The organism is Streptomyces sp. CB02056 (genome assembly GCF_001905545.1).
GTDB lineage: Bacteria > Actinomycetota > Actinomycetes > Streptomycetales > Streptomycetaceae > Kitasatospora.
Genome location: NZ_LIPD01000012.1, coordinates 262,856 through 286,548, shown reverse-complemented (window position 1 = coordinate 286,548; position 23,693 = coordinate 262,856). Strand labels below are relative to the sequence as shown.

At 77.6% G+C, this 23,693-nt stretch carries 18 protein-coding genes; 10 read left to right on the top strand and 8 right to left on the bottom strand.

The genetic code is table 11. The annotated features are described in order from the left end of the window. Nucleotides 1–14: 14 nt before the first annotated feature. Both AMK13_RS30515 and AMK13_RS42360 read right to left on the bottom strand, forming a co-directional pair. Nucleotides 15–1,376 (bottom strand): MFS transporter, encoded by a 1,362-nt coding sequence (locus AMK13_RS30515; protein ID WP_079272618.1) that lies wholly within the window; start codon nt 1,374–1,376, stop codon nt 15–17. Between the two features lie 3 nt (nt 1,377–1,379). Continuing rightward, complete coding sequence (locus tag AMK13_RS42360; protein WP_206745854.1) at nt 1,380–1,694, bottom strand: DUF5825 family protein; 315 nt, start codon at nt 1,692–1,694, stop codon at nt 1,380–1,382. 22 nt (nt 1,695–1,716) lie between these two features. Between AMK13_RS42360 and AMK13_RS43765 the strand changes: the two genes are divergently transcribed. Beyond that, nucleotides 1,717–1,881 carry a hypothetical protein gene (locus AMK13_RS43765; protein ID WP_158077762.1) on the top strand — a complete coding sequence of 55 codons (165 nt, stop codon included), beginning with the start codon at nt 1,717–1,719 and terminating at the stop codon, nt 1,879–1,881. Here AMK13_RS43765 and AMK13_RS30505 read toward each other — a convergent pair. The 4 genes from AMK13_RS30505 to AMK13_RS30490 form a co-directional block, all read right to left on the bottom strand. Continuing rightward, a complete protein-coding gene (locus tag AMK13_RS30505) occupies nt 1,878–2,615 on the bottom strand; it encodes a class I SAM-dependent methyltransferase (protein ID WP_074004953.1) in 738 nt (245 codons plus the stop codon). The genes AMK13_RS43765 and AMK13_RS30505 overlap by 4 nt on opposite strands. 164 nt (nt 2,616–2,779) lie before the next feature. Beyond that, the gene (locus tag AMK13_RS30500) at nt 2,780–3,982 is read right to left on the bottom strand and encodes an MFS transporter (RefSeq protein ID WP_074004952.1); all 1,203 of its coding nucleotides are present in this window, start codon (nt 3,980–3,982) and stop codon (nt 2,780–2,782) included. Nucleotides 3,983–4,092: 110 nt separating this feature from the next. Continuing rightward, nucleotides 4,093–4,338 carry a hypothetical protein gene (locus AMK13_RS30495; RefSeq protein WP_079272630.1) on the bottom strand — a complete coding sequence of 82 codons (246 nt, stop codon included), beginning with the start codon at nt 4,336–4,338 and terminating at the stop codon, nt 4,093–4,095. A gap of 233 nt (nt 4,339–4,571) precedes the next feature. Continuing rightward, nucleotides 4,572–5,255, bottom strand: coding sequence for a DUF6308 family protein (locus AMK13_RS30490; protein WP_074004950.1), 684 nt, complete (start codon nt 5,253–5,255; stop codon nt 4,572–4,574). 174 nt (nt 5,256–5,429) lie between these two features. On the opposite strand from AMK13_RS30490, the gene AMK13_RS43760 reads away from it, so the two are divergent. The 6 genes from AMK13_RS43760 to AMK13_RS30465 all read left to right on the top strand — a co-directional run bounded on the left by AMK13_RS43760 (nt 5,430) and on the right by AMK13_RS30465 (nt 14,860). Next, nucleotides 5,430–5,579, top strand: a complete 150-nt coding sequence (locus AMK13_RS43760; protein WP_158077761.1) for a hypothetical protein — start codon at nt 5,430–5,432, stop codon at nt 5,577–5,579. Next, entirely contained in the window at nt 5,579–8,179 is a 2,601-nt protein-coding gene (locus AMK13_RS46100) for a hypothetical protein (protein WP_074004949.1), read from the top strand. Before AMK13_RS43760 ends, AMK13_RS46100 begins: the two co-directional genes overlap by 1 nt. Nucleotides 8,180–8,232: 53 nt before the next feature. Continuing rightward, nucleotides 8,233–8,850, top strand: a complete 618-nt coding sequence (locus AMK13_RS30480; protein ID WP_198959472.1) for a hypothetical protein — start codon at nt 8,233–8,235, stop codon at nt 8,848–8,850. Between the two features lie 1,111 nt (nt 8,851–9,961). Then, complete coding sequence (locus AMK13_RS30475; protein WP_074004947.1) at nt 9,962–11,026, top strand: hypothetical protein; 1,065 nt, start codon at nt 9,962–9,964, stop codon at nt 11,024–11,026. Between the two features lie 106 nt (nt 11,027–11,132). Then, complete coding sequence (locus AMK13_RS30470) at nt 11,133–14,462, top strand: right-handed parallel beta-helix repeat-containing protein (protein ID WP_074004946.1); 3,330 nt, start codon at nt 11,133–11,135, stop codon at nt 14,460–14,462. Further along, a complete protein-coding gene (locus AMK13_RS30465) occupies nt 14,459–14,860 on the top strand; it encodes a hypothetical protein (RefSeq protein ID WP_074004945.1) in 402 nt (133 codons plus the stop codon). The genes AMK13_RS30470 and AMK13_RS30465 overlap by 4 nt, the downstream gene beginning before the upstream one ends. A 255-nt stretch (nt 14,861–15,115) precedes the next feature. Here the strand turns inward: AMK13_RS30465 and AMK13_RS46095 are convergent, their stop codons facing one another. After that, complete coding sequence (locus AMK13_RS46095; protein WP_074004944.1) at nt 15,116–16,075, bottom strand: hypothetical protein; 960 nt, start codon at nt 16,073–16,075, stop codon at nt 15,116–15,118. A 287-nt stretch (nt 16,076–16,362) separates the two neighbouring features. Here AMK13_RS46095 and AMK13_RS30455 point away from each other — a divergent pair, with 287 nt between their 5' ends. Then, nucleotides 16,363–16,734, top strand: coding sequence for a hypothetical protein (locus AMK13_RS30455; RefSeq protein ID WP_074004943.1), 372 nt, complete (start codon nt 16,363–16,365; stop codon nt 16,732–16,734). Between the two features lie 304 nt (nt 16,735–17,038). Continuing rightward, nucleotides 17,039–17,677: a sigma-70 family RNA polymerase sigma factor gene (locus AMK13_RS30450; RefSeq protein ID WP_074004942.1), complete on the top strand. Its 639-nt coding sequence runs from the start codon at nt 17,039–17,041 to the stop codon at nt 17,675–17,677. 73 nt (nt 17,678–17,750) lie between these two features. Here AMK13_RS30450 and AMK13_RS30445 read toward each other — a convergent pair whose 3' ends face one another. After that, entirely contained in the window at nt 17,751–20,579 is a 2,829-nt protein-coding gene (locus AMK13_RS30445) for an AfsR/SARP family transcriptional regulator (protein WP_074004941.1), read from the bottom strand. Nucleotides 20,580–21,007: 428 nt separating this feature from the next. Between AMK13_RS30445 and AMK13_RS30440 the strand changes: the two genes are divergently transcribed. After that, nucleotides 21,008–23,686, top strand: a complete 2,679-nt coding sequence (locus AMK13_RS30440; protein WP_158077760.1) for an AfsR/SARP family transcriptional regulator — start codon at nt 21,008–21,010, stop codon at nt 23,684–23,686. Nucleotides 23,687–23,693 lie beyond the last annotated feature (7 nt).

The following is a 23,693-nucleotide window of genomic DNA, read 5'->3' as shown; positions in this document are numbered from 1 at the left end:
CTCCGGGGCGGGCCTCAGGGCGTCTCCGGGACGGTCTTCCGCTCCGCCGCCCGCTCGATCTCCGCGAGCATGTCGCGCGGGAACCAGAGACTGCTCGCGCCCGCGAGGGCGACGGCCGCCGCGCCGACCAGCACCGGCACGATGCCGACCCGGGAGGCGAGCCACCCGCCGACGAAGGCGCCGACGGGCAGGGTGGCGGTCAGCACGGCCTGGAGGAAGGCGTTGACGCGGCCCAGCAGGTGGGCGGGGGTGACGAGTTGGCGCCCGGTGGTCATGGCGATCGACCAGATGGTGGCCATCAGTCCGAACAGCAGCTGGTACAGGACCAGCACGGCGAAGGACAGCCCCAGGGAGGCCGCCGGGATGAGGAAGAGGGCGGCGCCCGCGCCCACGGCGCACAGCCGGATGGCCCGGGCCATGCCCAGCGCCCGGGTCACGGAGGTCGCGACCAGCACGCCGGTGCCCATGCCCACGGCGTACGCGGCGTAGACCGTGCCGAGCTGCCACGGGGGCAGCTGCAGCTCCCGGTCGGCGTACAGGACGAACAGGCCGCCGCCGGCTCCGCCGCCGAGGTTGAGCCCGGCCGCGGCCAGCGCCTGGCGGCGCAGCAGGGTCTCGCGCCGGATGACCGCGAGGCCCTCCCGCAGGGCGTCGAGGCGGGAGCGCGCGCCGCTGCCCGCCTCCTGCGCGGACCGGTTCAGCGCGGCCGGCAGCGCGAGGAACAGGGCCCCGCCGACGAGGTAGGCGGCGCACTCGACCAGCAGCGCCGGGGCGGGGTCGATCAGGCCGATCAGGATGCCGCCGAGCGCCGGCCCGCCGATCAGGCCGATGGTCCGGGCCCCGGTGAGCGAGGAGTTGGCCGGCAGCAGGCGGTCCGGGGGCACCACGCGGGGCAGACAGGACTGCAGCGCGACGCCCTGCGCGGAGTTCAGCGCCCCGGAGGCGGCGGCCGCGGCGAACAGGTGCGGCCAGGTCAGGCCGTCCAGCGCGGCGGCGAGCGGCACGCTGCCGATGGCGGGGACCTGCAGCCAGGACACCGAGACCAGCATCCGCCGCAGCCGGGCCCGGTCGACGGCCACGCCGATCAGCGGGCTGAGCAGGACGCCGGGCAGGTAGGTCATCGCCATCAGCGCCGAGGCGCCCAGCGGCCCGGCGTGCAGGTGGGCGATGGCCAGCAGCGGCAGCGCCAGCGCGGTGACCTGACGCCCCACCGAGCTGGTCGTCTGCTCCGTGACCAGCAGCAGCAGCGGCCGGTGCCGGCGCAGCGGTACGGATTCCGGGGCCTTGGCCTTGGCCTTGGCCGGGGTCGCGGCCGGGGTCGCGGGCGGGCCGGACTCCGGGGGTATGGACGACTCCTCGGCCGTGGAGGATCCCATGTATCAAACTCCTGTGTCGGGCACGGTCCAGTGGCGGATGCGGGGCGGGAGCGTCACCGCCCAGCCCCGGGTGACGAGCACGAGGCCCTCGGACGCCAGGACGGGCACCGCCTCACGGCCCGTACTGCTGAGGTCGTCCAGGGCGGTGGGGGTCAGGCAGGCCCGGAAGGTGGCCACCAGGTCGGGGTGGTCCAGGGCGAAGCGGGCCGAGGCGTCCGGGGCGCGGCGGTCGCGGACCTGGAGGACGTCCGGTCCCCGGATGCGCAGGCCCCACGTGCTCTCGGCAGCCCGTGGCAGGGAGTCACGGAAGTAGTCCATGCCGATGATGTTGTCGACCGTGATGACGTCGAGCAACTTGTGCTGGTGGACGAGCCGTTCGGTCTCGGACTACGCCCGGCCCGCGGCCGTGGAGAAGGCGTACGACCCGGCGAACGTCCTGCGCGGCAACCTGAGCATCCGGCCCGAGGGGGAGCAGGGGCAGGCGGCGTCGGCGGTCCGGGCCTAGTCCGGCGCGGAACCGCCCGGCCCGGCGACCAGCCAGTGCGCGGGCAGCTCGATCCGGGAGCCGTCGGCGGCCGACTCCGTGGTGGCCAGCGGCAGTTCGCCGGCGGCGAGGACGTCGAGGCCGGCCGTGCGGAACAGCTCCGGGAAGACCGCGTCGGCGACCTCGGCGGGGGCGAGCCCGTGCGAGAACACCGGGCGCAGCTTCGGCGGCGGACCGTCCGGGGCGTGGACGAGCTCGCCCAGCACGCCCTTGGCCGCCTCGGCGAGCTCGAACACGAAGGCCCGGCCGCGGTCCCCGAGCAGGATGCGAACGGCCTCGACCACCCGTGGGCGGTCCGCCGGCTCGCTCTGGTGGATCACCCCGCGCACGTACACGTTGGCGTCGCCGAGGCGCTGGTGGAGCGCCCGGACGGCCTCGGGGTCGGTGGCGTCCAACCGGGTGAACTCGGCCCGCCCGGCCGGGTCGCAGCGCCGGGCGAGGTCCAGCGCGGCGGCGGACAGGTCGACCCCGAGGGCGAGCGGGAAGCGCTCGGCGAGGAAGCGGGTCTGGGTGCCGTTGCCGCAGCCCAGGTCGACGATGGGCAGCGCGGGGTCCGCCAGGTGCGGGCGGAGCAGCGTGAGGTGGCGTTCGGCGCTGCGGGCCGGCTCCGCGTCCCAGATCACCCCGCCCGGTTCCTCGGGCGCGTCGCGCCAGAAGCCCTCCCAGGCGTCCAGGTACCGACTCGTCACGCTCATGGCGGAGGCCTCCGGGTGGTGCGCGGGGTGTCTGGCTCGTGTCTATCGGTACCCGGCCGGGGCGGCAAGCGGGTACCGGCGGGCGGCGGCGGGCGCGCGCGGGTGGCGTGCGGGGGGCGCGCACGGCGGCGCGCGGGATCGGCTCGCGATGTCAGCCCGCAGGGTCAGCCCGCGGCGCGCGCCTGGCGCAGCAGGTAGAGGCCGGAGGCGGCGGCGAGCACCGCCATGCAGGCGGCGAAGACCAGGCCCGCGTGCGTCAGGCCGAGCGGCCCGGTCAGCAGGCCCACCCCGATGACCGGGATCGAGATGCCGAAGTAGGCGACCACGAACAGCGCCGAGAGGGCGCCGCCGCGGTGCTCGGGCGGAGCGGCCGCGGCCACCTCGCCCACCGCCCCGCGCAGGCCCATGCCCTGCCCGGCGCCGCCCGCCAGGGCGCTGAGCACCAGCGGCGGCAGGCTCTCCCAGGCGAGCGAGGCGGCCAGCAGGGCCATCCCGGCGATCAGCACCAGGCAGCCCAGCGGCACCGCCCGGGCGGTGCCCAGCCGGGGCACCAGGAGCTGGCCGAGGGTGGAGGCGAAGAAGGCCGTGAAGACGACCAGGCCGACCACCGCGCGGTTGTGGACGCCCAGACCGGTGGCGAGGAAGGCGGGACTGACCGAGGTGAACAGGCCCAGCAGGGAGAAGCCGGCGAACGCGGCGATCCCGGCCGGCACGAACACCCGGCGGACCTCCGGCGGCAGCGCCGGCCGGTCGGGCCGGGCCGTGCGCAGCGGACGGGCCCCGGCGACCGTCTCCGGGAGCATCCAGGTGAGGGCGAAGGAGACCGCGAGCAGCCCCAGGTGCACGACGAACGGCAGCACCAGCGGGTACGGGGCGTACTGCGAGAGCAGGCCCGACAGCAGCGGACCGCAGCCGAGCCCGCCCATGTTGGCGGCGGTCGCGACGAAGCCCGCGCGGGCCTGGTGCCCGGGCGGGGCGAGCTCCAGCACGTACGCCGTCCCGGTGCCGGTGAACAGGCCCGCCGAGAACCCGGACAGCAGTCGGCCCAGGCAGAGCAGGGCGACGCTGTCCGCGGTCAGGAAGACCACGGCGCTGGCGGCCGAGCAGACCAGCCCGCAGAGCAGTACGGGCCGGCGCCCGACGGAGTCCGAGACGTTGCCGATCAGCAGCAGGACGCCGATGACACCGAAGGCGTACACCGCGAACACGACCGTCACCGTCAGCTCGGAGAAGCCGAGCTTCTCCTGGTACAGGCCGTAGAGCGGGGTGGGCAGCGTGGTGCCCGCCATGCAGACGGCGAACGCGGCGGCGGCGACGAGGTGGCCCACCCGGGCCGTACCAGGCCCGGCGGTCCGACGATCGGTCATTCGCCCACGATAGGCGCGCACCCGGGAGGGGGGCCGTGCCGTGCGGGGGAGCGCTGCGCCGAATGGCCGTCCGGCCGTGCCCGGCGGCTACCGGGCGCGGGAGGGCGGGGTCAGTGGTCCGGGTGCCAGGTGGATTCGAGGGCGGTGGTGCCGTCCGGCCGGGGCACGGGGTGCCAGCGGGCGCGCAGACCGGCCGGACGGGCGGCCGGCCGGGGCGCGCCCAGGGCACCGAGCACGGTGCTGTCGAGCGGGCTGGCGGCCAGCCGGTCCAGCACCCGCGCGCAGGCGCCGCGCAGGCCGTGGCCGTGGCGGCGCGCGTCGGGGACGTCGGAATGGAAGGCAGCGAGGACGGACATGCGGCTCACCTCCGGAGCGACCTGCGGGTCGTGCAGGCGTGGTCCGTCCAGCTTCGGGCCGTCCGGGGGCACCGGGCTCCGGATTGACGGGCTATTGACGGCTGCTGACACTCCGCTGACGAACTGCTGACGCGGAGGCGGTCCCCGCGCCCGCCGCCGTTGGTCCCCGCGCCCGCTCGGCGGAGGTCCCCGCGCCCGCTCGGCGGAGGTCCGCCCGGTGGCGGGACGGGGGGTCAGCCCGTCGCCTGCCCGGCCTCGCCCTGGTGCATCCAGGCGATGACGTCCAGCACCCGCAGCACGCCGATGTCCTCGCCGATCCCGGCCTCCGTGCGGAGCTCCGCCAGCCGGGCGCGGAACGCCCCGCCGTCCGCGCGCAGGGCGTCGGCCAGCGCGGACCAGAAGGTGGTGTCGACCTTCGGCCGCCGGAAGAGCGCCTTCACCCGGATGTCGTAGACGGGTATCAGGTGCGGCCGCTTGCGGGCCAGCAGCTTGCCCGCGACGACGGGGCCGACCCCGTCCGGCTTGCCCGGGTACGCGGCGCGGGGGTTCGCCAGCCGGTCCCACAGCTCGGCGGCCGGCCCGCCGGGGGCGATCAGCGGGGCACTGGCCGGGTCCTCCAGTCGGGCGTCGCGGGGGATCGCGGACAGCAGCCGGCCCCAGTGCCCGTCGGGGTCGGTGAGCAGTTCGACGGCTCCGTGCGGCTCGACCGAGACGCTCAGCATGGTGATCGCGAGCAGGTCGTCGGCGGTGAAGGCGTCCGCCGTCTCCGGGCGGTCGCCGCCGCCGGCGAGCCGCTCGAAGTGGGCGCCCGTGTAGTAGTGGTCGCCCTTCGCCCGCCGCCGGGTGAAGTAGGCACGCAGCAGCCGGACCGAGGCCCCGGTGTCCCCGTACACCGGGGGAATCCACAGCGCCGTCATGAGGGACCCCCTTCGAATCCGTGCGTCCGGGGGCAGTGTGGCAGAGGGGGCCGACAATCCGGTCCGGAGGCCGCTGAACCGGGCCGGTGCCGGGGGCCGTAGGACCGTAGTGGGCGCGCAGCGGTGCGTCCGCGAAGCGGCGGGCGCGTCCGCGAGGAACCCGGGAGGAAGTGGATGCAGTCCCGACGCGACCAGGTGCGGGCGCACCCGGTCGTGCTGAACAGGCCGGTCCCGGATGCGTTGCGGGCGGAGCCCGACGCACCGGACACCCCCACCCGGCGCACCACCCGGGGCGCCACGACGGGCCCGGCGGAGGAGGAGTGATGGGCGCTGTGGAGGCCCCGGAGGCGGTCGGCGCCTCGACGCTGCGGGCGCTCGGCGCGCACTACGTGATCGCACCGCCCGGGGCGGAGGCCGACGGACTGGCCGAGGCGCTGGCACCCGTACGCGCCCAGCCGGGGGCGCTGCTGCTGCTCGCCGCCGCCGAGGACGCGGCGCCCGTCCTGCTCGCCTCGCTGGACGAACTCGCCCGGGCCGCGCGCGGGCGCGACGCCGACGTGCTGGTGCTGGCCGCCTCCGGACTGGCCGCGGTCGGCCCCGACGGCCGGCGGCCCGCCGAACTGCTCGCCCGGCGCAGCGGGTTGACCGTCGTCGCACCGGACACGGTGGTCAGCGTCGAGCCGGACGGCACCCTGCCGGCCGTGGACGGGACGTGGTGGCGCTGCCGGCCCGGCGGGGGAGCGGAGCCGCTCGGCGGCCGCTGGCCCGCCGACGCGACCATCACCCCGCTGGCCGGCGGGGCGTACTGGATCACCGACGCGGAGGTGGGACCGGTCCGCCCCGCCGTGCTGGACCGGGCCTTCGCACCGCGCGACCGGCTGCTGCTGATCGTCGGCGCGCCCGCCCGGTCACTGCCCAGCGGTGCCCAACTGGCCAGCGCGGCGACCCTGTTGAAGGAGCAGGCGCCCCATCGGGAGTACCTCGCGCTGAGTGCGCCGTGGGCCGCGCCGCTCGAACTCATCGAGACGGCCGCCGTGCTGGCGGCCTCGCTCGGGCAGGAGGTGCGGGCGGCGATCGGCGTGCCGGTGGCCAGGTCGGGCCTGCCGGGGGCGCCCGGGTGCGGCGTGCGGCACGTCCACGTGGCGCCGGACGGGGGCGAGGGCTGGGAACCGTACCTCATCGAGTTGTCCGCCCGCCCGCGCGAACGCACCGTCACCGCCGTCGGCTGGCGCGTCGGGCCCGGCCCGGGTGTGGGGTCTGGGGCGGAGCGCTTTCCGGCTCTCCCCGGCCCGGGGGCGGGGCCCGGTCCGGGCCGCTTCCCGGCCTTTCCCGGCCTGCCTCCGGTGCCCGGCGCGGGGCGCTACCCGGTCTTCCCGGGCCCGGCTGTGGGGCCTGGGACGGGGCGTTTCCCGGCTCTCCCCGGCCCGCCCGCGGGGCCCGGAGCGGGGCGGCTTCCCGCTCTCCCCGGCCCGCCCGCGGCCCCTGGGGCGGGGCGTTTTCCGGCTCTCCCCGCGCCGCCTTCGGTGCTCGGGGCGGCGCGCTACCCGGCCTTCCCCGGCTGGGAGGTGGAGGCGGTCGCGGCCGGACTGTGGCTGCGCCCGGCCGCGACCCCGGAGCGGGGCCCCCGGCTGCGTCGGCCGGACCCGGCCCAGCCCGTGCTGGTCGTGGGCACGCCGGGCCGCCCGGTTCCGGACGCGGTCTGGGACCACCTCGGTACGGTGCTGGGCTCGCTCCCGGCCGGGCCGGTACGCCTCGCGCTCGTGGTGGCGGGGGTGTTGGACGTGGAGTCGGCCGCGGTGGGGCGGTTCTGCGCGCGGCAGTACGGGCTGGACTGGGTCGGCGAGGAGGCGGTCGAGGCCGCGGAGGGGCGGGTGGCCGTGCTCGGTTCCGAGCCGGTGACGGCTCCGGAGCCCGTCGCCACGGTGCCGACTTCGGAAGGGGCGTTGGCGGCGGAGGCTCCCGGGGAGGCCCATGAGGGAACAATATTGGCCCCTGAGGTGGTCGCGGAGGAGTCCGATGAGGAGGAGTCGGTTGCCGAAGTCCTGGTAGCAGAGCCCGAGTTGCTCGCTGGGCCTGAGGTGGAGGAGCCGGTCGCCGAGGCCCCGGAAGCCGATCCCGAGCCCGAGCCCGAGGTGCCCGCTGCGACGCCCCCGGCCCCGGAACCGTCCCCGGAGCCGGAGCCGTCGGAGCCCGCCACCCCCGCCGGGGACGGCGAGGCTCTGGTCGCCCAACTCGGCTCCGCCTACGAGCCCTTGGCTCGGCGGGCCGAGGACGTCGCCACCCGGCTGCCCGCCCTGCGCGCGCAGGCGGAGGAGGGCGACCAGGGGCCCGAGCTGGTCGCCCTCCTGCTGCACGCCGGCGACTCCGGCCCCCTGGCCCCGCGCGCCGAACTCCTCGCGGCGGCCCGCTCCGGCGAGCCCGGCCGCTACGGCCCGTACCTGCGCTGCCTGGCCGCCGGCCTGCGGCGGCTGCCCGGGTACTACGGCGGTGTGCTGGTCGCCGGTCCGGCGCAGGCCTGCGACCTCGCCGCGTACGCCCCGGGCACGGTGCTGACCGAGCGGGCCCCGGTGACCGCCCTGGCGGTGCCCGAGGCGGACCTGGGGGAGGACGTCGGGATCGAGTTCGCCATCTGGTCCGTCGGCGGCCGCCGCAGCTCGGCCTTCGGCGAGCCGGGCGACCCGCCCATGGTGGTCTTCGTCCCGGGCGCGGAGTTCGAGGTGGTCGAGGTCCAGCCGGCGGACCCGGAGGAGGGCCGCCCGGCCCGGGTCCTGCTCCACGAGATCGGCGGCGTCCGCCCGAGCCCCGAGCGGCTGCGCACCTGGCTCGCCCGCCGCGACGCCGTCGCCCCCGCCGACCGCGTCCGCCCCGCCGACCCCTCCCGCTACGCCCTCGACCTGGGCGTCGGCTCCGGCCCCGCCGACTGACTGTCGGTGGGGCCGGATACGGTGCGTCCCGGAGCCGGACCACAGGAGGGGTCATGGAAGCAGGGGAAGCATCCGTCGCCGCGCTGAAAGCCGTCATGTCGCCGCACGACGGCGCCGACGAGCAGGTGGACTGGGCCGCGGTGGGCCAGGCCTGGGGCGTCCGGTTCCCCGCCGACTACGTGGCGTTCATGGCCACGTACGGGGCCGGTGGAATCGACGAGGCGTTCGGCGTCCTGGCCCCCGAGGCGAGCACGGCACCGCCCGAGGGCCCGGGCTTCGGCAGCGCGGCCGGGGAGACCGCCATCCTGCGGAGCCTCTGGTCGACCGAGGGCGGGCCGGCCGGCGTCGAGGCCGGGCCGGACTCGGTGATCGCGTGGGGGGTGAGCTGCGGGGCGGACATCCTCGGCTGGCTCACGGTCGACGACGACCCCGACAAGTGGCCGGTCCTGGTGTGGGAGCGCCACGGGTCGCCGAACTGGCAGCTCTACGACTGCGGGATGGCGGAGTTCCTGCGCCGCCTGTTCACCGAGGGCTTCGACCGCTGTCCGCTCAGCGACGCCTCCCTCTGGGGCGATCCGTCCCCGCACTTCGTCCACTGGCGTGAGGAGCGGCGCCGCATCGAGGAGCGATTGGACCCGTACACCGGAGAGCCGCTCTCCTGGTCCTTCTGAACCACCCGGTGAACCCCGCACGGGCGGCCGGCCGTCGGACGGAACACAGGGACGTGGTCGGCGGGAGGGGCGCGGGGCGGGACCCGGCCGGTGACGGGCGCGGAGCCGGTCTGGACGGTCGGGCCTGAGGCGCGCCGATTTCGGCTGAACCGGTTCGGCCGTGCGGGCCGTAGCTCCCCACAGGAGTGTCATCGAGCACAGGGGATGCATGGTGGGCGAGGAGCAGCGCGGCGGGCCGGAGCGGAGGCCGGGCGGCTTCCGGCTCCCGGCGGTGAACTGGGCGTTGGCGGCCGAGGCGGACCAGGGGAAGCCGCTGGAGGCGCCCGTGAACGCGGAGACGGCGGCGCCGCCCGCGCAGCCGGGCGCCGGCGCTGGTGCCAGTACCGGTACCGGCGTCAGCGCCGGGGCCACGGGCGCTGCGACGAGCGGGGCGCGGACCGGTCCGAAGCCCGAGGCCGGGTTCAAGCCCGCGAGCCCCGCGCCGACGGTCCCGCCCGCGCGGCTGGGTGCCGGTCCCGAGGCCGGCGCCGGGTCGAAGCCCGTGAGCTCTGCGGCGCCGGTGCCGCCCGCGAGGTCGGGCGCCGAGGCCGGTGTCAGCGCCGGGTCCAAGCCCGCGAGTTCCGTGCCGGTGGTGCCGCCCGCGACGTCGGGTGCCGAGGCCGGGTCCAAGCCCGCGAGCCCCGCGCCGACCGTGAGGCCTGCGCAGCCGGGCGCCGGCGCCAATGGCGGTGCCAGTACCGGTGTCAGTGCCGGGGTCACCGGCGCTGCGACGAACGGGGCACGGCCCGGGCCGAAGTCCGAGGCCGGGCCCAGGTCCGCGAGCGCCGAGACGGCGGTGCTGCCCGTGCAGCCGGGCGTCGGTGTCGGCGCCGGAGTCGGTGTCAGTTCCAGGGCCACGGGCGCCGCGACGAACGGGGCGCGAACCGGACCGAAGCCCGCGTCCGGGCCCAAGCCCACGGTTGGAGCCAGGCCCCCGGCCGGGACCGGTATCGGGCCGGCGCCCCTGCCGTCCCCCGCCAAGGGCCCGACGGCACCCGTCGGCCCGGCGACCCCCGTGGGGCCCGTGGGTCCGGGGGATCCTGGGCCGCGCACCGGCCGGGTCTCCCGTCCGATGATCGCCGCGGCCGTCGCCGTCGGCCTGGTGCTGGTCGGCACCTCCGTGATGGTGACCCAGCGCAGCGGCAGCGACCCGCACGGACCGGCCCAGGCCGACGCCCCGCCCGCCAACGTCCCCGGCTTCGACGAGCACGGTGGCACCGCCGGCGGCGTCGCGCCCGACGGGCAGTCGGGCTCGGCGGCACCGCAGCCGGACGGTTCGGCCGCACCGGCGTCGGGCGACCAGGCGGCCTCGGCCCCGAACGGCACCGGCGGCGGCGCTGGTGGCGGGGCCGGCGGTGGCGGTGCCGGTGCGGCCGCTCCTCCCGGCGGCGGGGCCAACCCCGCTGGGGGCGGCGCGAGTTCGGGCGGTGGGGGCGATCGCGCGCAGGGCGGTGCGGCCGCCGCCTCGGGTGGTTCGGGCGGCGGTGGCCCGGCCGCCGGTGGCACGGGCGGCGGCGGTGCGGCCAACCCGGCGCCGAACCAGCCGGCCCCCAACCAGCCGGCCCCCAACCAGCCGGCTCCGAACAAGCCGGCTCCGAACCCGTCGGCGCCCCAGCAGCCCGCGCCCCCGGCCGCCAAGCCGCCCGCACCGGTCACCGTGATCGCCGGCCCGTACTGCTCGGGCGGCGGCCAGTACAAGACCAACGGCTGGTTCGACCAGGGCAGCAGCGGCTGGCGCAACAACTCCGGCGGCTACAGCGGCGACGGCTGCAACGGCACCTACGCCTCGATGCCGATGTCCGGCAACGCCAACAAGGACGACAACGGCAACTCGGTCGTCTGGACCTTCACCGTGGACAAGGTCACCAGCTGCACCCTGTCGGTCTACATCCCGGCCAGCGGCGACGTGAAGCAGGTCGGCGGCAACCCGAGCACCTACACGGTGCAGAGCGGTGGCGGCCAGGTGGGCTCGTTCACCATCAACCAGACGGCGAGCCGGGGCAGTTGGGTGAACAACGGGCCGTTCGCCTACCGCGGCCCGATCTCCGTCACGCTGCACAGCCGCGGCGTGGACTGGGGCGGCTCCACCGGCGCCCACCACGCCGCCAGTGCCGTCCGCGCCACCTGCACGGCCTGACCCCGGCGCGAACCGGGGCCCGGACCCGTCGAGCCACCGAACCGCTGAGTCACCAAACCACCGAGCGACCGAACCACAACGCCCCACGACGAAGGGAACCCCAGGCATGTCGCGCCCGGTGCTGACGGTCTGCGCGGAGCAGCGGGAACCCGGCTCCTACCGGACGATCGGCGAGGCCCTCCGGGCGGCCGGCGGCGGCGCGGTGATCTCGGTCCGGCCCGGCCGGTACGACGAGAACCTGGTGCTCACCAAGGCGGTGAGCATCACCGCCGCCGACGTCCGGGGGAGTGTGCGGATCAGCCCCCGGCGCGGTTCGGTGGTCCAGGTGCTCACCGAGGCCGTCCGGTTGACCGGTCTGGTGCTCCAGGGGCAGGACGACGAACTGCCCGCCGTCGACGTCCCGCGCGGCCGCCTCACCGTGCGGGACTGCGAGGTGATCGGCAACGCCTGGACCGCCGTGCTCACCCGCGGGCCGGGCGAACTCGCCATGTGCGGCAGCCGGGTCACCAACCCGGCCGGCGCCGGGCTGGTGGAGACCTCCACCGGCTCCAGCGTGATCGAGGACAGCGTCGTCGAGCACCTGGGCACCTCGGCCGTGGTCATCGGCGAGCGGGCCGACCCGACCGTCCGGCGCTGCGTGCTGCGCGACGCGCGCGGCAACGGCCTGTGCGCCAACGGCGAGGCGCGCGGCGTTGTCGAGGACTGCGAGATCTCCGGCACCGACAAGCCCGCCGTCGCCCTGGAGGAGCGGAGCAGCACGCGCCTGCTGCGCACCGCGATCCGGGACAGCGCGCTCGGCGTCTTCGTCGGCTCCGCCGCCCGGGTCGTGCTGGAGGACTGCACCGTCACCGCCGTGCGCGGCCACGGCTACGTCCTCACCGACGGCACCGACCCGCTGCTGCGCCGCTGCCGCGCCGTCCGCCCCCAGGGGTACGGTCTGCACATCGCGGGCCGGGCCCGGGGCACCCTAGAGGACTGCGAGGTCACCGCCCCCGCCGGGGTCGGCGTCCACGTCGGAGGGTCGGCCGGGCCCAGCCTGCTGCGGACGGTGGTGCGCGACGCCGGGACCGACGGTGTCGAACTCACCGGCGGGAGCGCCGCCGAGTTCGACCGCCTGGAGGTCCGCCGCGCGGCCGGCGTCGGCATCGTGGTGCGCGACGGCGCCGACCCGCTGCTGCGCCGCGGCACCGTCACCGCCGCCGGCCGCCACGGGATCGAGGTGCTGGGCGACGGGCGCGGCCGGCTGGAGGACGTCACCGTCGTCGACGCCGGACGGCACGGGGTGCGGATCGCCGACGGAGCCCACACCCACCTCGGCGGCGGCCTGGTGCGCGGCAGCGGGTCCTGCGGGATCTCGGTCGGCGCCGGGGGCGTCGCCATCCTGCGCGACGTCGAGTGCACCGGCAACGCCCTCGACGGCGCCAGCGTCGAACGCGGCGGCGAACTGGCCGCCACCCGCGCCCGGTTGGGGACCAACCGGCGGCACGGGCTGCACCTGCTGCCCGGCTCCCGGGCCACCCTGACCTCCTGTCGGCTCGGCGACAACACCGTGGACGGGCTGCGCTCCGAGTCCGCGGAGCCCGTCCGGCTCACCGACTGCACGGCCGCCGGGAACCAGGGCGCCGGGCTGTGGCAGACCGCGCCGACCGACCGCCTCGTGGTGGAGAACCTCGACAGCCGGGACAACCGCTCGCCGGACGCCCACGGCACGGCGGCCGCCACCACCGTCGCTGCGGACGCCGCCGGCGACGGTACGGAAGCCCCCGCGGAGGAGGCCGTCGGCCCGCAGGCCGTCCTCCGGGCCCTGGTCGGGCTGGAGGGCGTCAAGGAGCAGGTCGCCACCCTGGTCAACCTCGGCAAGCTGACCCGCCGCCGCGAGCAGGCCGGGCTGCCCGCCCTGCCGATGAGCCGGCACCTCGTCTTCGCCGGCCCGCCCGGCACCGGCAAGACCACCGTCGCCCGGCTCTACGGGGCGATCCTCGCCGAACTCGGCGTGCTGCGCAGCGGCCACCTGGTCGAGGTCGCCCGGGCCGACCTGGTCGCCCCGGTCGTCGGCGGGACGGCCCTGAAGACCACCGAGGTGGTCAGGGAGGCCCTCGGCGGGGTGCTGTTCGTCGACGAGGCCTACACCCTGTCGGCCGGCTCCGGCGCGGCCGGCCCGGACTTCGGCCGGGAGGCCGTCGACACTCTGGTGAAGCTGATGGAGGACCACCGCGACGACCTGGTGGTGATCGTCGCCGGGTACGAGGCCGGGATCCGCGGGTTCCTGGCCTCCAACCCCGGCCTGGCCTCCCGGTTCAGCCGCACCGTCGAGTTCCGGAACTACCGCGCCGACGAGCTCGCCACGATCGTCGAGCAGGCCGCCGGCGGACACGGCTACGAGCTCGCCGAGGGCACCCGGGAGGTGCTCGCCGCGCACTTCGACCGGATGCCCAAGGGCGCGGAGTTCGGCAACGGCCGGGCCGCCCGCAAGGTGTTCGAGGAGATGGTCGACCGGCAGGCCTCCCGGCTCGCCGAACTGGAGCACTTCGACAACGCGGCGCTCACCCGGCTGCTGCCCGCCGACGTCGGCGAGGAGTTCTCCCCGGCCGCCGCCGGCGAGGGGCGGGCCGGGGAGCCCGGCCTGCTCGACCGGCTGCGCGCCATGGTCGGCCTCGCCGCCGCCAAGGAGCAGGTCGAGGACCTGGTCAACCTGACCCGCCAGTCCCGGCGCCGGGTCGAGGCCGGGCTGCCCGCCGCCCCCCTCGGCCACCACCTGGTGTTCTCGGGCCCGCCCGGCACCGGCAAGACCACCGTCGCCCGGCTGTACGGCGAACTCCTCGCCGAACTCGGCGTGCTGCCCTCCGGCCGGCTGGTCGAGACCGCCCGCGCCGACCTGGTCGGCCGCTACCTCGGCCACACCGCCCACCTCACCCGGGACGCCTTCGAACGCGCCCGGGGCGGCGTGCTGTTCATCGACGAGGCGTACACCCTGACGCCCCGCGACGGCAGCGGCGGGGACTTCGGGCAGGAGGCGGTGGACACCCTGGTGAAGCTGATGGAGGACCACCGCGACGAGGTCGTGGTGATCGTGGCCGGCTACCGGGAGGAGATGCGCGGCTTCCTCGCCTCCAACCCCGGCCTGGCCTCCCGGTTCTCCCGGGAGGTCACCTTCGAGCACTACGCGGACGAGGAACTCGTCGCCATCGTCCGGGCGCGGGCCGAGACCGCCGGCTACACCTGCACCCCGGAGACCCTGGCCGCACTCGGCACCCTGTTCGGCACCGTCCCGCGCGACCGCTCCTTCGGCAACGGCCGGTTCGCCCGGCAGGTGCTCGAAGCGATGGTCACCCGGCAGGCGGGCCGGCTGTCCCGGGTCGACGTGGTGGACCTGGACGAACTCAGCCTGCTGCTGCCGCAGGACATCCCGGCCGAACGGTTCGGCACCCTCGCGTGACCACGCCGCCGCCCCGCCCCCGGGCGGCGGCCGACCCGGGCTCGGCCGCCGCCGTTGTTATCCTCGGCTGCCGCCCGGACCTGACCGTCGACCAGCCGGCCGAAGACCGGGAAGCCGCCGCCTCCCGTGGCCCTGGCCATCAGTACGGCCACGGCACCGTCGGCCCCGTCGCCGCTGCCACCCCGGCGCTCGTCCTCACCACGCGCCCCGCTCCACCCGACAGCGGCGCCGGCATCGAGGCGGGCCTCCTCGCCCTCACCGTCCTCGCGGCCGTCGCCCTGGCGGCGGTGGCCGCTGCCGTGGCCCCGCGTGCCCGGGGCCGGCGCCCGGGCCGTGCGGAGGCGAGCCGACGGGGCGCCGGTCCCGAGCCGATCGTCCGGCCGGGGCCGAGGGCCTGACGGGAGGAATCCGCTCGTTGTGGTGATCGGCGCCGTGGGACCATCGGGGCCCGTCGGGGACCGGATGCGCCCGGCGGGTGAGGAGCGGCACGGCACGGGAACGGAGGGCCCTGATGGCGGAGCGGCAGTCGCCGACGGCGAGAGAGCTGGTGCTCGGCTTCGTCGCCGCGCTCGACCGGGCGGAGGCGGCGTTGTGCGAGGCGGTTCCCCCGCTGGAGCGGGCGGACATCCTGGCGGCGGCGCGCTCGAGGCGGATCAGCGGTGCTCGGCCATGCCGTCGCCGATGAGGGCGGCGAGTTCCAGGTAGTCGAGGCGGGCCCGGGCGCGGAGGGCGGCGAGGGCGGCCGGGAGGGTGAGGGCGGCGCGGCAGCGGGTGCGGAAGTGGGGGAGGAGGTCGCGGTCGGCGACCGGGCGGTCGGTGGGCGGGGCGGGGGTGAAGGCGGCGACCGCCCCGCGGGCCAGGCCGTGGTGGCCGAGGGCGGCGAGGTGGTCGAGGAGGGCGTCGGCGGTGCGGGCTCCGGTGGCGGAGGCCGGGGCGCAGAGGAGCAGCCGGTCGGCGTGTTCGACGGCGGCGAGCCGGACCTCGGCCGGGGCGCCGGTGGTGTCCGCGAGGATCACCGGGTAGTGGCCGTCGGCCTCGCCGAGGGCCTCCCGCAGGGCGGCCGGGTCCGGCCGTACGGACCGCAGCACCCGGCCGCCCGTGCGGCATTCGCTCCCGGCGGGCCCGGCGGTGGTGAGGACGAGCACCGGGTGGGCCCGGTGTTCCGCGAGCAGGGCGCCGAGGAGGGCGGCGGCCCCCTCGGCGGGGCCGCCCAGGACGGCGATCCGGTGGCGGGTCCGCAGCGTAGCCCGGACGCGGTCGAGCAGGCGCCGCCGTCGTGCCTCCCCGCCGCCGGGTAGGGCGAGCCGCAGGGTGCGCGGGCGGTCGGAGTCGAGGCGCGGTACGGGCGGTGCGGGCAGCGGTGCGGGGGTAGGCGGGCTCGGCGGCAGGAACGGGAGCGGCGCCGCCGAGGACGGTCCGACGGCCGGCTCCCAGGTGGACGGCCGCCGTTCGGCGGGCGGGATCAGGACGGTGCCGAGCGGGTCCAGCGGGCGCGGGGGCAGCCGGGGCAGTGGGGGCAGCAGGGCGACGGGCTCGGGCCAGACGGCCGGCGAGTAGTCGGGTGCGGCCTGGGCGGTGCCGCCCGCGCCCGCGGTGCCGTCGGAGTAAGCCATCGGACGACCTCCCGGTCCCTGGTGCGCCGGACGGGTGCCTCCGGTCCGGCCGACCGTACGGTCTACCCGTACAGCCGGGAGTACGGCTGAAGGCTACCCTCCGGTTCAGCTGAACCGCTGGTGGTGGAGGGCCCGTTGAGCGGAACAGGGCGCACGGCGCGCCCCCTGTCGCTTCGGGAGGCCCGTAACGAGAAAACCCTCCGCCCGACCGGCTACCGATCGGTACCGTCATCGGGTGGCACCCGGCGTCCGCCGAGTGTCACCGAGTCGGAAGGAGCGTGAGTCCCGTGAACGGGACGGGGGAGGGCCGCGGCATGGCCGCGGACGGGCCGGAGGCGCGGGAGTTCGTCGCGGCCCTGGTGCGGGCCGGGGCGCCGAGCGCGGCCGGGCCGGCCGGGCTGGCGGTGCCCGAGGCGGCGGCGGAGCGGGTGATCGCGGTCGCCCGGCGGCTGGCGCTGCGTGCGGCGCCGGAGGAGCGGCCGCGGCCGGAGTCGGGGCTGCTGGGCGTGGCGACGGCGCTGGTGGTGGACGAGCACCCGTCGGCACCGGTGTGGTCGGCGGCGGAGCGTCAGCTGTTGGCGGGCTGGGTCGCGGTGCTGATCGAGCACCGGGGCGAGGACGGGGTGCGGGAGCTGCTCGGGGCGCTTGCCGAGGGCTGACACCGCGGCCCGGTGCGGCGCTCGGCGGGGGGCCGGGCGCCGAACCGGGCGGTGGCGGAAGAAGCCGCAGCTCACGGCCGCTAACGACCGGCCAACAGTCGTCGGCGCCCGCCAACGGTGGCACTCGGGGGCGGCCCGAGTGCCCCGCACGTGGGCGTTGGCGGATCCTTGGTGCGGACTTGGCGGGCTCCGGCAGTGTGCTGGTGCAGCCACCGCCGGGGATCTCCGGCGGTGCCCAGCACGCCCTGCCCGTGCTGCGTCCCCTGCCCGTGCTGCGCCCCCTGCCCGACCTGAGAGGTAGCGCGTGTCGAAGCCGTCCGTCGCCCAGCCCACGTCCGTCACCCCGCCGTCCGAGGGTCCGGCCGCCGCGCCGGAGGGCGCCACCGCCCCGGCCCGCCCGACCCTCGACCCCGACGTGCTCGCCGAGATCCACCGGCTGCACGGCGGCTACCTGCTGCGCGCGCTGCTGCGGGCCACCGGCGGGGACCGCGGCAAGGCCGAGGACATCCTCCAGGAGACCCTGCTGCGCGCCTGGCAGCACCCGGAGGCGCTGGCCGCCGGTGCGGAGGCGGCCCGGCCCTGGCTGTTCACGGTCGCCCGGCGGATCGCGATCGACCACTACCGGATGGCCGCCGCCCGCGCCAAGGAGGTGATCGGCGAGACGGTCGAGGACCGGCCGGTCGCCGACGACCCGTACGAGCAGGTGGTGGTGGCCCGGGACCTCGCGCTGGCACTGCGCCGGGTGCAGAAGCACCACCGCGAGGTGCTGGTCGAACTCCACCTCAAGGACCGCTCGGTGCTGGAGGCCTCGGCCCGGCTGGGGGTGCCGCCGGGGACGGTCAAGTCCCGCAACTTCTACGCGATCCGGGCGCTGCGCCCGGTGCTGGCGACGGAGCACGGGTACGCCCCGACGGTGCGCGGGGCGGCCTCGGCGGCCGGCTGACGGGGCCGTCCGGCTCTGGACGGACAGGAGCACCGGCCGACCGGGGCGCGGCCCCTCGCGCCGACCGTCCGGTTCAGTCGTCCGTCGCCCGCCGGCCGGTGCGGAGGTTGAGCGACTCCTCCAGGCTGGTGGTGAACTCGCTGCAGTGGCCCGCCTGCCGGTCGTGCGAGCGGAAGCGGTCCAGCGCCGTGCGCAGCCGGCCGCGCACCTCCGGTTCCCGTCCCCGGGCCAACAGGTAGGCGGCGTAGGACTGTTCGGCCACCGCGTGCAGGTACAGCAGGCCGGCCTCCTCGCAGGCGGCGAGCAGCCGGTGCCAGGCGAGGTCGGCGGCGTCGTCGCGGACGGTCGGCGCGAGGGCCTGCGCCTCGGTCAGCAGCGACCAGAGGTGGACCTGGGTGACGGGCGTGGCCGGCAGCAGCTCGCGGGCCTCCCGGGACCGGCGCTGGGCGCCCTCCCGGTCCCCGGCGGCCAGGCTCACCCAGCCCTGGTGCACCTTGGCGTCGACCAGCCGGCGGCGGTCGCCGGACTCCAGGGCGAGCGCCGTGGCGGCGGCGGCCAGCCGCTCGGCCTCGGCGGCGTGGCCGAGCATCGCGGTGACCAGCGCCAGCGTGGCGAGCGCTCGGACGTGCGCGGACGCGGCGGCGGGCCCGGTGGCGGACTCGGCCGCTGCGACCGCCTTCCGGGCCGCCTCCGCGGACTCCTGCCGGCGTTCCAGCGCGACCAGGGCCTGCGCCCGGCAGTTGAGCAGCAGCGCGACCGCGACGGGGTCGCCGCACCGTTCGGCCGCGGCCTGCCCCAGCCGGGCGCTGGCGAGCCAGTCGGTGAAGCGGCTGGCGCCGTAGTAGAGCGAGCCGCAGGTCAGCGCGAGCCGCCAGGCCCGGGCCGGGTCGGTGTCGGGGGACGCGACCAGCGCGGAGACCGCCGGCTCCTCGGCGTCGAACCAGTCGAGCGCGGTGCGGATGTCGCCGACGGCCGGGAGGGCCTGCGCCGGACCGGCGGGCGGGGCGGTGTCCTCCTGGCCGGGGTCGAGGAAGGACCCGCAGTGCCCGAGGGCCGTGAGGTAGTGGTCGGCCAGGCGGTCGCGCAGCAGCCGCCGGTGCTGTTCGGGCCGTTCGGCGAGCAGCCCGGCGCCGTACAGCCGGACCAGGTCGGTCCGGGCGTGGCGGCCGGGGGCGGTGCCGGTGAGCAGGTGGTGGGAGGCCAGCTCGCCGAGCACCCGGTGGGCGGTCGCGGTGTCGCTGCCGAGCAGGGCGGCGCCCGCCGGGGTGTCCACCTCGCGGCCGGGGTGGGCGGCCAGGGCGGTGAGCAGTTCGGCCGCGGGTTCGGAGAGCCGGCGGTGGGTCAGCCCGAGCCGGCCCGCGACGGAGAGCGTGCCGTCCGCGTCCAGGACGGCCAGCCTGGTCCGTTCGTCGGCGAGTTCGGCGACCAGCCCGGCGATCGTCCGGTCCGGCCGGTCGGCCAGGCGGGCGGCGGCGATCCGCAGGGCGAGCGGCAGGTGGTCGCAGAGCCCGGCGAGGCGGGCGGCGGCCTCCGGCTCGGCGCGCAGCCGCTCGGGCGTCAGGGCGCGCTCCAGCAGGTGCAGGGCGTCGTCCTCGGGCAGCGCGGCCAGGCGCAGCAGGGTGGCCCCCTCGACGGCGACCAGGCTCTCCAGCGAGCCCCGGCCGGTGACCACGGCGGTGCCGGCCGGGCCGGCGGGCAGCAGGTCGGCGACCTGGTCGGCGTCGGCGGCGTCGTCCAGCAGCACCAGCAGCCGCCGGCCCCGGGTGCGCTCGCGGTAGAGCGCGGCCCGGGCGGCGCGCCCCTCGGGGATGCCGTCCTCCGGTACGCCGAGTGCGCGCAGGAAGCCGGCCAGGACGGCCTCGGGCCGGGCGGGGCCGTCCGGGGCGAGGCCGTGCAGTTCGGCGTGGAGCAGTCCGTCCGGGAAGCGGTCGGCGACCCGGTGCGCCCAGGCGGTGACCAGCGCGCTCTTGCCGACCCCGGCCGGGCCGACCACCAGCACCGGGCCGTCCCCGGCGCGGCCGGTCCCGCAGGCCAGGTCGAGGCGGGCCAGGTCGGTGGTGCGGCCGACGAAGTCCGGGTGGCGGCGGGGGAGTCGGCGCGGCACCGGCGCGGGCTGCGGGGCCGCTCCGGGGGCCGGCGCAGCGGCGGGCGGCGGCTCCGCCGTACGGTCGTCGGCCAGCACCTCGGCGAGCGCCGCGCGCAGCGCCGGGCCGGGGTTGATGCCCAGTTCGTCGTCCAGCCGGACCCGGGCCTGGTGGTAGGCGGTCAGCGCCTCCGCGGACCGGCCCGCCTGGTGCAGGCAGCGCATCAGCATGGCCACCAGCTCCTCGCGCAGCCCGTCCAGCCGCACCCCGTGCTTCAGCAGCGGCACGGCCGAGGCCCCGGCGCCCTGGCCCAGCCGCAGCCCGGCCCAGCAGAGCAGGGCGGCGGTGCGGGACTGCCTCAGCCGGTCCACCGCGGCGTCCCGCAGGGGGGTTTCGGGCAGGTCGGCCAGCGCCTCGCCGCGCCACAGCCGCAGCGCCTCCTCCAGCAGCGCGACCGCCGTGGCGCAGTCGCCGAGCCCGGCCTGCCCCTCGGCCTCGCCGGCGAGCTCCTCGAAGCGCAGCGCGTCCACGGCGTCGGCCGGCCCGGTCAGCAGGTAGCCGGAGTCCCGGGTGTGCAGCTCGAACGGCGTGTCGGCGAGCACCTTCCGCAGCGCGGCGACGTGCCCCTGCACGGCCGCCCGGGCGGTGGGCGGCGGCTGCTCGTCCCAGAGCAGCTCGCACAGCTGGTCCATGGTGACCACGAGCCCCAACCGCAGCGCCAGCATCGCCAGGACGGCCCGCCGCTGGGCACCCGCCACGCTCGCGAAGCCGTCCGCCCCGACCCGCAACTCCACCGGCCCGAGCAGCCGAATCCGCACCGGTACCCCCCACCTCGCCCCAAAACCGCACATCACACCCGAAGCGGCCATCGGCCCTCGGGGTGGAGCAGTGTAGTGCGAGAACCTGTCCGGTCCACGCCGGACGGCTGCTCCCGCCCTCGGACGCCCGCCCGCGCGGGGCGCCCACCCCCGGTCCGACCGGGCTCCACGGGGCACCCCTGAGAGGGATGCCGGTGGGGCCGGTGACGGTTGCACCGGACGGCGGACACGGGGCCGTGCCGCTGTGCCAGGCCCGTCCGGAGCGGCGGCCGCGGGGCCGTGCCGCGGTGGCCGCTCGGCCAGGAGCCGCGGACGCGACGCCGGTGTCGTACCGGCCCGGTACCGTACGGCCGACGTCAAGGGCCCGGTCGGCCCTATCCTCGAACCAGCCGGGGAGTCGACGGATGGTGGGGGAGGGGAACGGGCGCGTGCACATCGATCTGCTCGGGCCGGTGGTGGTGCGGCGGGAGGACGGGACGGCGGTGACGCCCTCGGCCCCCAAGCGCCGGGCGCTGCTGAGCGCGCTCGCCGTACGGCTGAACCGGACGGTGGCCACCGAGGAGCTGATCGAGCTGGTCTGGGAGGGCTGCGCGCCGCCCACCGCGCGGGCCGCCCTGCAGGGCCACGTCGCCGCGGTGCGCCAACTGCTGGACGGCTCCGGGCTGGAGCTGGGCACCCGGGGGGCCGGCTACCTGCTGGCCGGTGAGCCCGACCGGGTCGACGTGCTGCGCTTCGGCCGGCTCTGCGAACAGGCCGGCGTGCTGCTCCCCGAGCCCGCCGCCCCGCTGGACGGTGCCCCGCCGGGGACCGCCCCGCCGGAGCCCGCCCCGATGGAGGCCACGCCGGTGGAGGCCGCGCCGGCGGACGGCGCCCCGCCCCTGCTGCGCGCCGCGCTGGACCTGTGGCGCGGCCCGGCGCTCGCCGACTGCGGCTCCGCCCTGCTGCGCGAGCGGACCCTCCCGTACCTGACCGACCTGCGGCTGCGCGCCCTGGAACGGCTGGCCGACGGCCTGCTCCGGGCCGGCCGGGGCGGCGAACTGGCCGCCGAACTCGCCGAGGCCGCCGACGGCCACCCCGCCCGGCAGACGCTGGCCGCCCGGCTGGTGCGCTGCCTGGAGCAGGACGGGCGGAGCGCCGAGGCGCGGGAGCGCTACGAGCGCGCGGTGGCCCGGCTCTCCCGGCCGCCCGGCCCGGAGCTGCGCCTGGCCGGCGAGCAGCCCGGCGTCCGACCCGCCGCCGACCGCCGGTTCGTCGGCCGGACGGACGAACTCGCCCGTCTGGACCAGGTGGTGCCCGCCGCCCGGGACGGCCGCCCGATCCTGGTCACCGGCCCCGCCGGGGTCGGCAAGACCAGCCTGGTCCGGCAGTGGACGGCCCGGCGCGGCGACGCCTACTTCCCGGACGGCGTCCTCCACGCCGAGCTGCGCGGCTTCGACCCGGACGGGCCGCGCGAACCCGCCGAGGTGCTCGGCGAGTTCCTCACCGCGCTCGGTACGGCCCCGGACGCCCTGCCCCGCGACCCCGAGGACCGCGCCCGCCGCTACCGCGAACTGGTCGGCGGCCGAAGGATGCTGGTCGTGCTGGACGACGCCGCCTCCTACGAGCAGCTCGCCCCGCTGCTGCCCGACCCGCCGGCCACCGACAGCGAGCCCGCCCCGGTCGCGATCGTCACCAGCCGCAGCCGGCTGCGCCACCTGGTGGTCCGCACCGGCGGCATCCCGCTGCCGCTGGGGGTGCTCGGCCCCGAGGAGGCCGCCGCCCTGCTCGCCCGCGTCCTCGGCGAGGACCGTACGGCCGGTGAGCCGGAGGCGGTCGCGGAACTCGCCGAGCGCTGCGACCGCCTGCCGCTCGCGCTGCGCCTGGCCGCCGCCCGTCTGGCCGCCCGGCCCGACTGGTCCGTGGCCGACCTCGCCGCCGAACTCGCCGACGAGCAGACCGGTCCGGCTGCCCTCTCCGGCACCGGCACCGCCGGCGGCCCGCTCGGCCTCACCGCCGCGCTGGACCGGACGTACCGCACACTGGCGCCCGACGCCGCCCGGCTGTTCACCCTGCTCGGCCTGCACCCCGGCGCGGAGCTCGACACCGCCACCGCCGCCGCCCTCGCCGACCTCCCGCCCGCCGCCACCCGCACCCTGCTGACCCGGCTGGACGCCGTCCACCTGCTGGAGGAGAGCGGCCCCGGCCGGTACGCCCGGCGCGAGCTGGTCCGCCGCCACGCCGCCGCGCAGGCCGCCGAACTCACCTGCGACGAACGGTTCCTCGCCCTCGACCGGCTGATCGCCCACTACCTCGACGTCACCGCCGGCTGGACGGCCGGCGGCGCGGCGACCGTGGGCGCGGGGGCCTGGTTCCGCCGCGAGGAGAGCGCCCTGCGCGCGGTGGTGGTCTGCGCCGAGCAGCAGGGACGGCCCGCCGCGGCCTGGCAACTCGCCCACCGGGCCTGCCGGTTGTACGAGACCACCGGCCACGACCGGACGCACTGGCGGGCCGTGGTCGAGGCCGGGCTGCGCGCCGCCCACACCGACCGGGACGAGGCGGCGGTGGCCCGGCTCGCCACCGACCTCGCCGTCCTGCACGTCGACCGCGCGGCCCACCGCACCGCCGCCGACACCCTGGAGCGGGCCGTCGCGGCCGCCGACCGGTCCGGCGACGCGGCGCTGCGCCACCACTGCCGCAGCCGGGTGGCCGCCGCGCTGCTGCGGGCCGGCCGGTACGAGCGGGCGGTGCCCATGCTCGGCGACCTGGTCGCCGCCGCCCGCACCCCGGCCACCGACCACCTGCTGGTCCGCTCGCTCACCGACCTCGCCGACGCGCTGGTCCTGGCCGACGACCCCGGGCCCGCCCTGCGCCACGCCGACGAGGCGGTGCGCGCCGCCACCGCCCGCTCCGGCGGCGCCGAGGCCGTCCTCGCCACCCACAGTCGGGCCCGCGCCCTGCACGCGCTCGGCCGCCGGGACGCCGCGCTCTCCTCGGCCCGGCTCGCCGTCGCCCTAGGCCGCACCGTCGGCGACCCGGCCCTCGAAGCCCGCTCCCACAACCTGCTCGCCGACCTGCTGGACGCCCTCGGGCGCACGGCCGAGGGCGCGGAGGCGAGGCGGCCGGCGTAGCGGCCCG